Consider the following 13258-nt stretch of genomic DNA (forward strand, 5'->3'; position numbering starts at 1 on the left):
TCCTCGAGGCAGGCGCCGCGCCTATTCTGGGGGCGTGATCAGACTCGCCACGATCGGCACCAGCACCATCACCGAGAAGTTCGCGGATGCCGTCGCGCAGACGCCCGGCATCCGCATCGACGTGGTCTTCTCCCGCGACGCAGCGCGCGGACGCGCGTTCGCCGATCGACTCGGCGTCGACGGCGTCAGCACCGATCTCGAGGCGCTGCTGGCCTCCGGCGAGGTGGATGCCGTGTACGTCGGTTCGCCGAACGGCGCCCACGCCGCGCAGGCCGAAGCGGCCATCGCGGCGGGCGTGCACGTGTTCCTCGAGAAGCCGGCGACGCCGACGGCCGACGAGTTCGCGCGCCTCGTGGAGGCCGCCCGCTCGCGAGGCGTCGTCGTGTTCGAGGGCATGCGCAACGCCTACGACCCGGGCATGGCCCGCCTCCGTACCCTGCTGCCACAGGTGGGAACGGTGCGGCTCGTGTCGTTCGGGCAGAGCCAGCGCTCGGCGCGGTACGACCTCGTGCTGGCCGGCGAGACGCCGAACATCTTCGACCCGGCTCTGGCGGGCGGAGCCCTGTTCGATCTGGGCGTCTATCCGCTCAGCGCCGCCATCGAGCTGTTCGGCCCGCCGCGCGTGGTGGTCGGGGCGACGGCGACGGTCGCGACCGGTGCCGACGGAGCGGGTGCGGCCGTGCTCGCCTACGACGGCTTCGTCGTGCAGATCGGCTTCTCCAAGATCGGCGCCTCGCGTCGGCCGAACGAGATCCAGGGCGAGCTCGGCACGATCGAGATCGACGAGATCACGGCGCCGCGCCGGATCACGCTCGACCTGTTCTCCGGTGTCCACGAGGAGATCGAGATCGACGGGCCCGACAACAACATGCGCTTCGAGGTGGCGCGCTTCGCGCAGCTCGTCCGCGCAGGCGCCGACGCGTCGGCCGACCAGCAGCGCAGCCTCGAGGTGCTGCGCGCCGTCGAGGCGATCCGTGCCGATGCCGAGAAGCTGCGCGCCGGATCGGGACGCGCCGCGCGGTGAGCGCCGGGGTCGAGCTCGACACGCTGGTGCGGATGCGACGCGTGCGCGACATGATGGACCGCGATTTCGCCCAGCCCCTCGACCTGCCCACCCTTGCGCGGGCCGTGCACGTCTCGCCGGGTCACCTGTCGCGACAGTTCCGGCGGGCCTACGGTGAAACGCCCTACTCGTACCTGATGACGCGTCGTGTCGAACGCGCCATGACCCTCCTGCGGACGACGCAGCTCGCCGTCACCGACATCGCGCTCGCCGTCGGCTGCCCGTCTCTGGGTACCTTCACCACACGCTTCACCGAGCTGGTGGGCGTGTCTCCGGGACGCTATCGCACCCGCGGCGCGCCCTTCCGCGTGGGCATGCTCCCCTGCATCGCCCGTCGACTGACCCGACCGGTCAGGAATCGAGAAGCGCTCCCGCGCGAGACCGGCCTATCGTGAGGCCCATGAGCATCAGCATCCACTCCTCCTTCCTGCCGCACGTCGACGCCGAGGCGTCGCTCGCGTTCTACCGCGACATGCTGGGATTCGAGGTGCGCCTGGATGTGGGCTACGAGCACCTGCGATGGATCACGGTCGGCCCCGCCGGCCAGCCCGACACCGCGATCGTGCTGCACCCGGTCGGTGTGGGACGCGACATCAGCGACGACGAACGGCGGACGCTCGCAGAGCTCGTCGCGAAGGGCAGCTACTTCGGGGTCAACCTGGCTTCCGACGACCTCGACGGCGACATCGCCCGCCTGGCGGCGGCGGGCGCCGACATCGTGCAGTACCCGACCGATCAGGACTACGGGCTGCGGGATGCCGCGGTGCGCGATCCCGCCGGCAACCTCCTGCGCATCCAGCAGTCCCACTGAGAGGAGACACCCATGAGTGACACCAAGAGCGGCTTCAGCGCCGATGAGCGTGCGGCGATGGCGCAGCGCGCCGAAGAGCTGCGATCCACGAAGGGGCTGAAGGGCGCCGCCAAGCTCGCTGCGGAGTTCGAGGCGTGCATCGCGGCGATCGATGCCTTGTCCGGCACCGACCGCGAGGTGGCCACGCTGCTGCACCGGGTCGTCACCGAGGAAGCGCCCCAGCTCGCGCCGAAGACGTGGTACGGCTTCCCGTCCTATGCCCGCGACGGGAAGGTCGTCGTCTTCTACCAGCCGGCGTCGAAGTTCGACACCCGATACGGCACGGTGGGCTTTCAGGAGGATGCGCTGCTGGATGACGGTGACATGTGGGCGACGTCCTTCGCCGTCGTCGCCGTGACACCGGCCGTGGAAAAGACGCTGCGGGAGCTCGTCGCCCGCTCGGTGGGCTGAGCGCGCACCGCCGGCATCCGGCGAAGGTCGGCGCCGGATCGGCGCGGGCGACGACCTAGACTGGTGGGGTTCCACCGTCCCCGATCCGATGAGTCCGACGTGTCCGACGACGCCCCCGCTCCCAGCCGTACCCACGGTGCCGGAGCGACCCGCACCTTCGACGTGCGTCATGTGCAGCTCGGTCGCGCCCTGCTCGCCGCTCTCGCCGCCGTGATGGTGACCTTCTCGCCCGACCACTCGGCATCCGTCGGTCTCGCCGTCTTCAGCGGCTGGGCGATCGCCACCGCGCTCGTGCTCCTGATCGGCGCCTGGCTCGCCTTCCCGCGCGAGCGCCGTTCCGTTCCGATCCTGCTCGGAGTGCTGACTCTGCTCGCGGGAATGGCCACCGGCATCCCGGGGCTGCGTTCGACGGCCCTGTTCTTCGTCGTCGTCATCGCGTGGGCGCTCATCGCGGGTGTCGCCGAGCTCATCGGGGGCGTTCGACTGCGCCGCGGCGCTGCCTCACTGGACGGCGTCCCGCGCAGCGAGCGCAGGGACGAGGGGCGTGACGGCGTGCTCGCGGGCGCGCTCACCATCGCCCTCGGTGTCGGTCTGCTCCTGGTGAACCCCGCATACAGCCTGGAGTACTTCATCTCCGAGGCGGGGCGTTCCTTCACTCTCACCGGCATCACCATCGGTGTCGGCCTCTTCGGCGGCTACGCCGCCATCATCGCCGTCTTCCTCGGCATCGCCGGCTTCTCGCCGCGACGCTCCGCTGCCGAGGACGGCACCCGTTCAGGAGGATCCGCATGAGCGAACCGCGTCCCACCCGTCGTGATCTGCTCAAGCCGGTGCAGCTGCTGGGCTTCGCCTTCGCCGCCGCCGTGTTCTCCGGCCTCGTCACTCTCGTCTCGATGGGGTTCTTCCAGGACCTCACCGGCGATGAGCGCGTGCACGTCGTCGTGGTCTCGCTGGTCGTCGCCGGCGTCGCCTTCATCGCGACCCTGGTGATCATCGCCCTGTGCATGCTCGCGATCGACCCGGCCAAGATGGGCGGCGAGATCGACCACGGTGTGCTGATGGACGACACGGATGCCGTCGCGTCGCCCGACGCGACGGACGACGGCGCCGCGCCGCGCGTCTGAGCCCGTCGAACGCGGTCAGACCCGGTCGACGAGCTCGTCCGCGAGGCCGGTGTAGCCGGCCGGGGTGAGGGCCAGCAGGCGCTCCTTGGCGTCGTCGCCGATGTCCAGGCCGCGCACGAACTCCGCCAGCTCGTCGCCGCCGACGCGGCGCCCGCGCGTGAGTTCCTTCAGCAGCGCGTAGGGGTCGGTGATCTGCGACCGACCCGCGACGATCTCCGCGCGCACCACGGTCTGGATCGCCTCGGCCAGCACTTCCCAGTTGGCGTCGAGGTCGGCCAGCAGCACGTCGCGCGACAGTGAGATCTCGGTGAGCCCGCGCTGCAGGTTGTCGAGAGCGAGCAGCGAGTGGCCGAACGCGACGCCGATGTTGCGCTGCGTCGTGGAGTCGGTGAGGTCGCGCTGCATGCGGCTCGTGACGAGGGTCGAGGCGAGGGTCGTGAACAGACCTCCCGAGATCTCGAGGTTCGCCTCGGCGTTCTCGAAGCGGATCGGGTTGATCTTGTGCGGCATGGTCGACGAGCCGGTGGCGCCGGCGACCGGGATCTGGGCGAAGAAACCCATCGCGATGTAGGTCCAGATGTCGGTCGCGAGGTTGTGCAGGATGCCGCCGGCGTGCCGCACGCGGTCGTACAGCTCCACCTGCCAGTCGTGCGACTCGATCTGCGTCGTCAGCACGTTGAAGTCGATGCCGAGGCCCTCGATGAACGCGCGGGAGAGCTCGGGCCAGTCGACGTCGGGCGCGGCGGCCAGATGGGCCGACCACGTGCCGGTGGCGCCGGAGAACTTCGCCAGGTACTCGCCGTCGGCGATCTGGGCGGCCACGCGCTCGAGTCGCCAGGCGAAGACGGCGAGCTCCTTGCCCATCGTCGACGGAGTGGCGGGCTGGCCGTGGGTGCGCGAGAGCATCGCGGCATCCCGGTGCTGGTGTGCGAGCGCCGACAGGGCGTCGATCACGGCGCGCAGCTTCGGCAGCCAGACACTCTCGACGGCGCGCTTGACCGTCAGGGCGTACGAGGCCGAGTTGATGTCCTCGCTGGTGCACGCGAAGTGGGTGAGCTCGGCGACGGCGTCCAGGCCCAGCGTCTGCAGGCGGTCGCGCACGAGGTACTCGACGGCCTTCACGTCGTGACGGGTCACCGACTCGGTGGAGGCGAGCCACTCGATCTCCGTCGAGCCGAACGCCCGGTAGAGCTCGCGCAGGGCGTCTTTCTGCTCGCCGGTCAGCGCCGTCGAGCCGAAGAGGCCGCGGTCGGTGAGCGTGATGATCCACTCGACCTCGACCTCGACGCGCGCGCGGTTGAGCCCCGCCTCGGACAGGTACGCCGACAGGTCGGCGACGGCGCCGCGGTAACGGCCGTCGAGGGGGCTGAGGGGCTGGTGGGCGAGGGTGTTCGCGGTGGTCACGACGTGGGCTCCGATCACGGTGTCTGTCGACGCGCGGCCGATGCGCACGACGACAGGCTCACAACGGACGGATGGCCGGTTCGAGCTGCCGGAAGAGCGCCCGACTCGCGCTCTCGATCATACCGAGCACGTCGTCGAACATCTCCGGGCCGGCGTAGTACGGGTCGGGAACGTCGAGGTTGCCGTGGGCCTCGGGGTCGAACGAGAGCAGGAGCGCGAGCTTGTCGGCATCCGTCGTCGTGCGCGCCCAGCTGGCGAGGATGCGCTCGTGCGAACGGTCGAGGGCGACCACGAGGTCGTTGCGTTCGAAGTCGTCGAGGGTGAACTGGCGCGCGCGGTGGCGCGCGCCGTCGTAGCCGCGCCGCGCGAGCGCCTCGAGGGTACGGCTGTCGGCGCGTTCGCCCACGTGCCAGTCGCCCGTCCCCGAGCTGGTCGACACCACGCGTGCGCCGAGGCCGGCGCGTTCGGCGATCTCGCGGAAGACGATCTCGGCCATGGGGGAGCGGCAGATATTGCCGGTGCAGACGAACACGACGCGAAACGGTGCGGCGTCGGCAGTCACCTCCCCATTGTGGTGCAGGTCGCCGGCCGCACGAAAGACCTCCTCCCCACCCGGCTGCGCGCCGAGACGGTCCACGGATGCCGGGCCCACCGCCCGGGGCTGCGTCGCCCGGGGCGACGATCGTCGCGTGGACCGACTCGCCGACATTGCCGATGCCCGAGCCGGCCTGCGTCACGCGCGCGACCTCCTCGCGGCGGCGAATCTGCGGATGCTCGGGCTGGGGGTCGACGCGCAATGGGAGACAGCGGCGGCAGCGCCGGTCCGGGAACGTCTCGACGCCAGCGCACGGCTGAGCGCGATGGCGATCGACGAGATCGACGAGTGGGATCGTGACCTGGCTCACGCGGCCGAACGGGCACTGATCGAGGCGGACGGATGAGCGATGACGTCGATATCCGCTCCGGTGGGCTCATCGCGGTCGACACCGACGCCCTGCGAGAGCTCTCCGGCGCCCTCGGTCTGATCGCCGCGCATCTCGACGAGGCCGCAGACGCCCTCGCGGCCGCCGGCGCCGCATCGCTGGCGGCCGGGCGCTGGGTCGCCGATCCCGCCGGGCGGGCGCGGGGGGCGCAGTCGATCGTGACCGAGCTGTCGCGCACGCTCGAGGTGCTCGCCGAGGCGTACGACCTCGCCGAGACGGAGGCGCTTCACGCGCTCCACGGCCCCCGCGCCGTCGACGCGATGCGGCTCGCCGCCGCGCGGATGCAGGCCGAGGCGGATGTGGCGGCGGCGGCGAGGCGGCTCGCGGCCGAGTGGATCGACGGCCGTCACCGCGACATCGAGGATCAGATGCGGGCCAGCGCCCTCCTGCTTGGTGTCTACGCGCCGCTCGGACCCGCCCTGACGCTGCTGACGGCCGCCGTCCGCCGCGCCGATCGTGGGACCGTGCCCGCCGCGGCGCCCCCGCTGCGGCCCGGGGCCGAGACGGCATCCGTCGAGGAGATCAGCGTGCATGTCGCGACCGGCGCCGCGGCCGCGCCGCGCGGACTGGTCGACGCCATCGACCGGATGCCGGGAGCGGACGGCCTGGACGATGCACGGGTGCGCGTGGAGGAGTACCGCTATGCGTCGGGCGAGCGGGAGTTCGTGGCGTACATCGCGGGCACCCGCGCGGCGTTCGCGCCGGACGAGCCGTGGGACATGACCTCCAACCTCCAGCTCTACTTCGGCGAGCAGTCGTCGTCGTACGTCGCGGTGGAGCGCGCACTGGCGGCGGCCGGGGCGGTCGCGGGAAGCCGCGTGCATCTGTTCAGCCACTCGCAGGGCGGCATGATCGCGGCGCACCTGGCGCGCGATGGCCGCTTCGACGTCGTGACCGAGGTCAGTTTCGGCAGCCCCGTCCAGGCCGACCAGACCAACGATGTGCTCTCCGTCGCCGTCCGCCACACCGACGATCCGGTCGCTGCCTTGGCGGCGGGCGGCATCCCCGGGGTGTCGGGCTCCGCCGACAGCGTCGTCGTCGAACGCGAGGCCGATCCGATGCCGCGCTGGAGTGACGCGACGTTCTCGGTGCACCAGCTCGACGCCTACCGCGAGACGGCGGCGATGGTCGATGCCTCGGCCGATCCGCGCATCGCGGTGCTCCGCGAGCGCCTCGCGCCGCTGGCGAGCGCGGTCGTCGTCACCTCGACGGTCTACGGCGCCCACCGCGAACCGAACCGCTCGGCGGATCGACGCCGACGCTCGGGAGGAGGAGGGCTCTGACGAGGAGGCGCGACCGTCAGTTGCGGCGCTTCTTTTCCTGCGGGCGCAGCAGAATGCCGAACACCCAGTTGATCAGCGAGATGAGAATGGCGGCAACGACGCCGAGCCAGAAGCTCTCGACGGTCAGGCCCCAGCCCCACGAACTGGTGACCCACGCGGTGATCCACAGCAGCAGTCCGTTGATGACGAACGAGATGAGCCCGAGCGTGAGGATGTACAGCGGGATCGCGACGATCTTGATCACGGTGCCGATGATCGTGTTCACCAGCGCGAAGATCGCGGCGACGGCGAGCAGGGTCAGCACGAGCTGCAGGGTCTCACCGGGCGCGAACGGCGTCACCCCGACCCGGAGGGCGGGGATGAGGGTCACGACCCAGATGGCGAAGGCGTTGACGACGACGCGGACGATGAAGCGCATGGTGCTCACAGTCTTCCACGCGGATGCCGCCCTCGAAAGGTTCACGGCGGCCTCGCATCGCCCCTCGTAGACTCGACGCGTGACCGATCTGCCCGTGCGCATCCGCCCCGAGATCGCCGCCCTTCCCGCCTACAAGCAGGGAAAGCAGGCCGGCGCCGAGGCATTCAAGCTGTCCAGCAACGAGAACCCCTTCGCCCCGCTGCCGAGCGTCGTGGCGGCCGTGCAGGCGGCGATCGCCGTCAACCGCTACCCCGACGCCTCATCACCGCGTCTGCGGGCCCGCCTCGCGGAGCGCTTCGGCGTCGGTGACGACGCGGTGCACATCGCGGCCGGGTCGGTGTCGATCCTCTTCCAGCTCGCCCAGGCCACGAGCGGACCGGGCGATGAGATCCTCTTCTCCTGGCGTTCGTTCGAGGCCTACCCGAGCCTGGCGACGGTGGCCGGCGCGACGGCCGTCACCGTCCCGAACGATCCGGCGGGCGGTCACGACCTCGACGCGATGGCCGACGCCGTCACCGAGCGCACCCGCATGATCATCGTCTGCAGCCCGAACAATCCGACGGGTCCGGTGGTGACCCAGGCGGGCTTCGATGCGTTCCTCGCCCGCGTCCCGAATGACGTCCTCGTCATCCTCGATGAGGCGTACGCCGAGTTCGTCACCGATCTGGATGCCGTGGCCGGCGCCGACGTCATCGCCGCCGGACACGCGAACGTCGTCGTGCTGCGGACCTTCTCGAAGGCCTACGGTCTCGCCGGCCTGCGCGTCGGCTACGCCGTCGGCGACCCGCGCATCCTGGCGGCCGCGCGCAGCACCGGCATCCCCCTGTCGGTGACGGCCGCCGCCGAGGAAGCGGCCTTGGCCAGCTTGGATGCCGAGGAGGAGCTGCTCGAGCGCGTGCGCACCCTCGCCGCGCACCGCGACGACCTGGCCGCACGGCTGCGCGCGGCGGGGTGGGACGTTCCCGAGGCGCAGGGCAACTTCGTCTGGCTGCCGGCCGGCGCGCGAGCCCTCGAGGTCGCGGCGGCGTTCGAGGAGGCCGGCCTGATCGTGCGCCCCTTCGCCGGTGACGGGGTGCGCATCTCCATCGGCGAGCACGAGGCGATCGAGCCGATCGTGCGGGTCGCGGCATCCGTCGCAGCGCGCCGTTAGTTCCTGCCCGTTGTGCTCGGCACACGGCGGATCGCGATTCCCGTTGTCGATCCCATGCAGTCGGACGCATGCGCGGGGCGTTAGCGTGGGAACATGACCCCGCCTGACGACCCGGCCCTCGTGCGCGTTCTGGCGGCGGACGGGACGTTCGCCCCCACACCCGAAGCCGAGCGCTACCTGCCGCTCATCGACGCGCTCTCCGACGCCGAGCTCGAGACGTTCTACCGCGACATGGTGGTCGTGCGCGCCTTCGATCGGCAGGCCACCAACCTGCAGCGGCAGGGCCAGCTCGCGCTGTGGCCGCCGTCTCTCGGGCAGGAGGCCGCCCAGGTGGGATCGGTGCGCGCCGCCCGGCCGCAGGATCACCTGTTCCCGTCGTATCGCGAGCATGTCGTGGCCACCGCCCGCGGCGTGGACCCGATCGACATCATCCGCGTGATGCGCGGTCTCACGCACGGCGGCTGGGATCCGACCGACCCGAAGAACGGCAACGTGCACATCTACACGCTCGTCCTCGGATCGCAGACGCTGCACGCGACCGGCTTCGGTATGGGACTCGTCTTCGACAAGCGATGCGCCACGGGCGACCCGAACCGCGACGAGGCCGTCGTGGTCTACTACGGCGACGGCGCATCCAGCCAGGGCGACGTGCACGAGGCGATGGTGTTCGCCAACACCTATCGGACACCCCAGGTGTTCTTCCTGCAGAACAACCACTGGGCGATCTCGGTGCCGGTCGCCACCCAGTCGCGGGCTCCGCTGTACCGCCGCGGCGCGGGGTACGGCATGCCGTCGGTCCTCGTCGACGGCAACGACGTGCTGGCCAGTTACGCCGTTTCCCGGCTCGCGCTCGACGAAGCGCGCGCCGGCGAGGGACCCCGCGCGATCGAGGCGATGACCTACCGCATGGGCGCGCACACGACGAGCGACGACCCCACCAAGTACCGCACGTCCGACGAGGAGCAGTCGTGGGCGCGGCGCGATCCGATCGCCCGCATGCGCGCGTACCTCGAGGCGCGGGGCGCGGCGGCATCCTTCTTCGACGCAGTGGATGCCGAGGCGCAGGCCTACGCCGACGACGTACGCGTGCGCACCAACGCGCTCGGCACGATCGAGCCCGAGTCGATGTTCGCGCACGTCTACAGCGAGGACCACCCGTTGATGGTGGAGCAGCGTCGCTGGCTCGCCGACTACGAGGCGTCGCTGGACGGAGGAGTCTGATGGTGGAGTCCATGCCCCTGGCGAAGGCGCTCAACGCGGGTCTTCGCGCCGCGATGGCCGCCGACGACCACGTCCTGCTCATGGGTGAGGACATCGGCCGCCTCGGCGGCGTGTTCCGCGTGACCGAGGGCCTGCAGGCCGAGTTCGGCGAGCAGCGGGTGCTCGACACCCCGCTCGCGGAGTCGGGCATCGTCGGCACCGCGATCGGTCTGGCGATGGCCGGGTTCCGTCCGATCATCGAGATCCAGTTCGACGGCTTCGTCTTCCCCGCCTTCGACCAGATCACGACGCAGCTCGCGAAGCTGACCAACCGGCACGAGGGCGCGCTGCAGATGCCGGTCGTCATCCGCATCCCGTACGGCGGTCACATCGGGGCGGTCGAGCATCATCAGGAGAGCCCCGAGGCGTACTTCACGCACACCGCGGGCCTGCGCGTCGTCTCTCCGTCGACGGCGAACGACGCGTACTGGATGATCCAGGATGCCGTCCGCTCGCCCGACCCGGTGATCTTCCTCGAGCCCAAGGCCAAGTACTGGATGAAGGGCGACGTCGACACCGCCGAGCGCCCCCTGCCGCTGCACGCGTCGCGGCTCGTGCGCCGCGGCACCGACGTCACGCTCGTCGGCCACGGCGCGATGGTCACGACGCTGCTGCAGGCGGCCGCGCTCGCCGAGAGCGAGGGCACCTCGTGCGAGGTAATCGACCTGCGCTCGCTCTCGCCGATCGACTACGGTCCCATCCTCGACTCGGTGCGCCGCACGGGCCGCATGGTCTACGCGCAGGAGGCGCCCGGCTTCACGTCGGTGGGTTCCGAGGTGGCCGCGACCGTCATGGAACGGGCGTTCTTCGCCCTGGAGGCGCCGGTGCTGCGCGTGTCGGGCTTCGACGTGCCGTTCCCACCCGCCAAGCTCGAGGGCACCTACCTCCCCGATGCCGACCGCATCCTCGAGGCCGTCGACCGCGCCCTGGCCTACTGACCCGCCCCGCCCCGCCCATGACCGCGAGACACCAGCCCCGCACCGAGACACGAGTCGTAGCCCCGTGTCTCGGTGCGCATCACGTGTCTCGCGGACTCAGGCCCTGAAGGAGAACGACATGAGCGAGCAGATCTTCCACCTGCCGGACGTCGGCGAAGGCCTCACCGAGGCCGAGATCGTCCAGTGGCGCGTCGCGCCCGGCGACACCGTCGAGGTCAACGACGTGCTCGTCGAGATCGAGACGGCCAAGTCGCTGGTCGAGCTGCCCTCGCCCTTCTCCGGCACCGTCGGCGAGCTCCTCGCCCCCGAAGGTGAGACCGTGACGGTCGGGGCCCCCATCATCACGATCGGCGGCGCCGCGGCGGATGCCGAGACCCCGGCACCCGCGCAGCCCGAGGTGGCCGCGGCATCCGACGACGCCGGTGCCGTGCTGGTCGGCTACGGCACGGGCGCCGGAGCGACCTCGCGCCGCAAGCGCCCCGCCGAGCGCGGTGAGACCGTGCGGGCGTCCGTCGGGGTCGTCGCCAAGCCGCCGGTGCGAAAGCTCGCGCGCGATCTGGGCGTCACGCTCGCCGAAGTGACCCCCACGGGGCCCGCCGGCGAGGTCACCCGCGACGACGTCGTGCGCCACGCCGAGCAGGCCAGCGTCTTCCGCAACATCGCGACGCCCGCCGCCCCCGCCGAGCGGGAGCAGACCATCCCGGTCTCGGCCTCGCCCGTGCCCGCCCCGCCGGTCGGCGAGCGTGAAGAGGCGATTCCGGTCAAGGGCGTGCGCAAGGCCACGGCATCCGGCATGGTGCGCTCCGCCTACACCGCGCCGCACGTGTCGGTGTGGACCGACGTCGACGCGACCCGCACGATGGAGCTCGTCAAGCGCCTGAAGGCCTCGCCCGACTTCGCCGACATCAAGGTCTCGCCGCTGCTGATCATGGCGCGCGCGGTGATCTGGGCGGTGCGACGCACGCCGCTGATCGGCGCCGCGTGGATCGACAAGGAAGACGGCTCGGCCGAGATCCGGGTGCGCAACTACGTCAACCTCGGCATCGCCGCGGCGACGCCGAGGGGCCTGCTGGTGCCGAACATCAAGGACGCCCAGGACCTCAACCTCCGTGAGCTCGCCAAGGCCCTCGAGAAGCTGACACTGACGGCCCGAGAGGGAAAGACCACCCCGGCCGACCAGCAGGGCGGCACGATCACGATCACGAACATCGGCGTCTTCGGGATGGATGCCGGCACCCCGATCATCAACCCGGGCGAGTCGGGCATCGTCGCGATGGGCACGATCCGCCAGAAGCCGTGGGTCGTCGACGGCGAGGTGCGTCCCCGCTTCGTCACCACGGTCTCGGGCTCGTTCGACCACCGCGTGATCGACGGCGACGGGATGAGTCGCTTCATCGCCGATGTCGCATCGATCCTGGAGGAGCCGGCGCTGCTTTTGGACTGAGCCCCGGCATCCGCTGCGACACAATGAAGGCATGCTGACCGTCTTCGTCGCCGCGCTCGCGGCGCTCGTCCCGATCACGAACCCGATCGGGGCGGTTGCGGCCTACGCCGGGCTGTCCGCCCACCTCGACGAGGCCGACCGGCGCCGGCAGTCGTGGCTCACGGGCATCTACGTCGCCGCCATCCTGACCGTCTTCGCGCTGCTCGGAACCCTGATCCTGCAGTTCTTCGGCATCTCGCTGGGCGCGCTGCAGATCGCCGGCGGCCTCGTCGTGATGCACTCCGGGTTCGGCATGGTCGTGCCGCGCGCGCTGGGCGCGGGGGCCTCGGATGCCGAGAAGGAGCATGCCGCCACGAAGACCGACATCAGCTTCTCGCCGATGGCGCTGCCGCTCATCGCCGGCCCCGGTGCGATCGGCGTGATCGTGGGACTCGCGGCGCGCAATCCCGGCATCCTGGACCGCGTCGGGATCGTGCTCGCCGTCCTCGTCATCGCGGCGGTGATCGCGGTGCTCCTGCGCTACGGCACACCGCTGGCCGAGAAGCTCGGTCCGACCGGTGTCGGCGCGATCACCCGCGTGATGGGGTTTCTCATCCTGGCCATCGGCGCCGAGATCCTCGTGCACGGCCTGACCGCCGCGCTGCCGGGCCTCGCCTGAGCGGACGGCGCCTGGTCCGCGCGACCGCGGGTCAGCGCGACCGCGGGTCGTCGACGGGGTCGACGACGGGATGGAAGTTGCCCGACAGGTTCGCCGGTTGCAGCACGTCGCCGAGGCCACCGCGCTTGCCCGTCCAGAGCGACGGGCCGCGCACACCGGGAAGCTGCGTGAGCACACTGCCGGTGAAGCGGCCCTCCGGCGGAATGTACGGGTTCGCCTTGCGGTTCGCGCGCCACGTGCGGAACCGATCGATCAGTCGCGTCATGACACCC

Annotated in this window: 17 protein-coding genes; 13 read left to right on the forward strand and 4 right to left on the reverse strand. The window is 71.0% G+C overall.

The features are described 5' to 3' along the window. The first annotated feature begins 34 nt into the window (after positions 1–34). The 6 genes from PP359_RS09495 (at position 35) to PP359_RS09520 (ending at position 3448) form a co-directional block, all read left to right on the forward strand. Positions 35–1024, forward strand: a complete 990-nt coding sequence (locus tag PP359_RS09495) for a Gfo/Idh/MocA family protein (RefSeq protein WP_499250429.1) — start codon at positions 35–37, stop codon at positions 1022–1024. Next, positions 1021–1458, forward strand: a complete 438-nt coding sequence (locus tag PP359_RS09500) for a helix-turn-helix transcriptional regulator (RefSeq protein ID WP_378792723.1) — start codon at positions 1021–1023, stop codon at positions 1456–1458. The genes PP359_RS09495 and PP359_RS09500 overlap by 4 nt, the downstream gene beginning before the upstream one ends. 5 nt (positions 1459–1463) lie before the next feature. Next, on the forward strand, positions 1464–1874 hold the full coding sequence (locus PP359_RS09505) for a VOC family protein (protein ID WP_499250430.1): 411 nt from the start codon (positions 1464–1466) through the stop codon (positions 1872–1874). A 12-nt stretch (positions 1875–1886) separates the two neighbouring features. Next, the gene (locus PP359_RS09510) at positions 1887–2324 is read left to right on the forward strand and encodes a hypothetical protein (RefSeq protein WP_039413814.1); all 438 of its coding nucleotides are present in this window, start codon (positions 1887–1889) and stop codon (positions 2322–2324) included. 99 nt (positions 2325–2423) lie between these two features. After that, positions 2424–3116, forward strand: coding sequence for a hypothetical protein (locus PP359_RS09515; protein ID WP_499250431.1), 693 nt, complete (start codon positions 2424–2426; stop codon positions 3114–3116). Further along, positions 3113–3448 carry a hypothetical protein gene (locus tag PP359_RS09520; RefSeq protein ID WP_036321323.1) on the forward strand — a complete coding sequence of 112 codons (336 nt, stop codon included), beginning with the start codon at positions 3113–3115 and terminating at the stop codon, positions 3446–3448. Before PP359_RS09515 ends, PP359_RS09520 begins: the two co-directional genes overlap by 4 nt. Before the next feature lie 15 nt (positions 3449–3463). On the opposite strand, the gene purB is transcribed toward PP359_RS09520, so the two are convergent. Beyond that, positions 3464–4900, reverse strand: coding sequence for an adenylosuccinate lyase (purB, locus tag PP359_RS09525; protein ID WP_499250432.1), 1437 nt, complete (start codon positions 4898–4900; stop codon positions 3464–3466). 10 nt (positions 4901–4910) lie between these two features. After that, positions 4911–5414: a low molecular weight protein-tyrosine-phosphatase gene (locus tag PP359_RS09530; protein WP_036321343.1), complete on the reverse strand. Its 504-nt coding sequence runs from the start codon at positions 5412–5414 to the stop codon at positions 4911–4913. Between the two features lie 127 nt (positions 5415–5541). On the opposite strand from PP359_RS09530, the gene PP359_RS09535 reads away from it, so the two are divergent. Further along, positions 5542–5793, forward strand: coding sequence for a hypothetical protein (locus PP359_RS09535; RefSeq protein WP_499250433.1), 252 nt, complete (start codon positions 5542–5544; stop codon positions 5791–5793). Beyond that, on the forward strand, positions 5790–7118 hold the full coding sequence (locus PP359_RS09540; protein WP_499250434.1) for a hypothetical protein: 1329 nt from the start codon (positions 5790–5792) through the stop codon (positions 7116–7118). Before PP359_RS09535 ends, PP359_RS09540 begins: the two co-directional genes overlap by 4 nt. Positions 7119–7134: 16 nt before the next feature. On the opposite strand, the gene PP359_RS09545 is transcribed toward PP359_RS09540, so the two are convergent. Further along, on the reverse strand, positions 7135–7536 hold the full coding sequence (locus PP359_RS09545) for a phage holin family protein (protein WP_499250435.1): 402 nt from the start codon (positions 7534–7536) through the stop codon (positions 7135–7137). Positions 7537–7615: 79 nt separating this feature from the next. Here PP359_RS09545 and PP359_RS09550 point away from each other — a divergent pair, with 79 nt between their 5' ends. The 5 genes from PP359_RS09550 (at position 7616) to PP359_RS09570 (ending at position 12986) form a co-directional block, all read left to right on the forward strand. Continuing rightward, positions 7616–8686, forward strand: a complete 1071-nt coding sequence (locus tag PP359_RS09550) for a histidinol-phosphate transaminase (RefSeq protein WP_499250436.1) — start codon at positions 7616–7618, stop codon at positions 8684–8686. 93 nt (positions 8687–8779) lie between these two features. Then, positions 8780–9907 carry a thiamine pyrophosphate-dependent dehydrogenase E1 component subunit alpha gene (locus PP359_RS09555; RefSeq protein ID WP_499250437.1) on the forward strand — a complete coding sequence of 376 codons (1128 nt, stop codon included), beginning with the start codon at positions 8780–8782 and terminating at the stop codon, positions 9905–9907. Next, positions 9907–10884, forward strand: a complete 978-nt coding sequence (locus PP359_RS09560; RefSeq protein ID WP_294943901.1) for an alpha-ketoacid dehydrogenase subunit beta — start codon at positions 9907–9909, stop codon at positions 10882–10884. Before PP359_RS09555 ends, PP359_RS09560 begins: the two co-directional genes overlap by 1 nt. Before the next feature lie 118 nt (positions 10885–11002). Further along, positions 11003–12328 (forward strand): dihydrolipoamide acetyltransferase family protein, encoded by a 1326-nt coding sequence (locus PP359_RS09565; RefSeq protein WP_499250438.1) that lies wholly within the window; start codon positions 11003–11005, stop codon positions 12326–12328. 31 nt (positions 12329–12359) lie between these two features. Continuing rightward, entirely contained in the window at positions 12360–12986 is a 627-nt protein-coding gene (locus PP359_RS09570) for a MarC family protein (RefSeq protein WP_112932047.1), read from the forward strand. 31 nt (positions 12987–13017) lie between these two features. On the opposite strand, the gene PP359_RS09575 is transcribed toward PP359_RS09570, so the two are convergent. Beyond that, positions 13018–13251, reverse strand: coding sequence for a hypothetical protein (locus tag PP359_RS09575; RefSeq protein ID WP_036321353.1), 234 nt, complete (start codon positions 13249–13251; stop codon positions 13018–13020). Positions 13252–13258: the final 7 nt, after the last annotated feature.

The sequence above is a fragment of the Sphingomonas sp. BLCC-B65 genome, assembly GCF_028550675.1.
GTDB lineage: Bacteria > Actinomycetota > Actinomycetes > Actinomycetales > Microbacteriaceae > Microbacterium.

Excerpts from the sequence above, each read along its gene's own strand:
- PP359_RS09505 (WP_499250430.1), top strand. The coding sequence starts at position 1,464 with ATGAGCATCAGCATCCACTCCTCCTTCCTGCCGCACGTCGACGCCGAG.
- PP359_RS09510 (WP_039413814.1), top strand. The coding sequence starts at position 1,887 with ATGAGTGACACCAAGAGCGGCTTCAGCGCCGATGAGCGTGCGGCGATG.
- PP359_RS09520 (WP_036321323.1), top strand. The coding sequence starts at position 3,113 with ATGAGCGAACCGCGTCCCACCCGTCGTGATCTGCTCAAGCCGGTGCAG.
- PP359_RS09540 (WP_499250434.1), top strand. The coding sequence starts at position 5,790 with ATGAGCGATGACGTCGATATCCGCTCCGGTGGGCTCATCGCGGTCGAC.
- PP359_RS09545 (WP_499250435.1), bottom strand. The coding sequence starts at position 7,536 with ATGCGCTTCATCGTCCGCGTCGTCGTCAACGCCTTCGCCATCTGGGTC.
- PP359_RS09555 (WP_499250437.1), top strand. The coding sequence starts at position 8,780 with ATGACCCCGCCTGACGACCCGGCCCTCGTGCGCGTTCTGGCGGCGGAC.
- PP359_RS09560 (WP_294943901.1), top strand. The coding sequence starts at position 9,907 with ATGGTGGAGTCCATGCCCCTGGCGAAGGCGCTCAACGCGGGTCTTCGC.
- PP359_RS09565 (WP_499250438.1), top strand. The coding sequence starts at position 11,003 with ATGAGCGAGCAGATCTTCCACCTGCCGGACGTCGGCGAAGGCCTCACC.
- PP359_RS09570 (WP_112932047.1), top strand. The coding sequence starts at position 12,360 with ATGCTGACCGTCTTCGTCGCCGCGCTCGCGGCGCTCGTCCCGATCACG.
- PP359_RS09575 (WP_036321353.1), bottom strand. The coding sequence starts at position 13,251 with ATGACGCGACTGATCGATCGGTTCCGCACGTGGCGCGCGAACCGCAAG.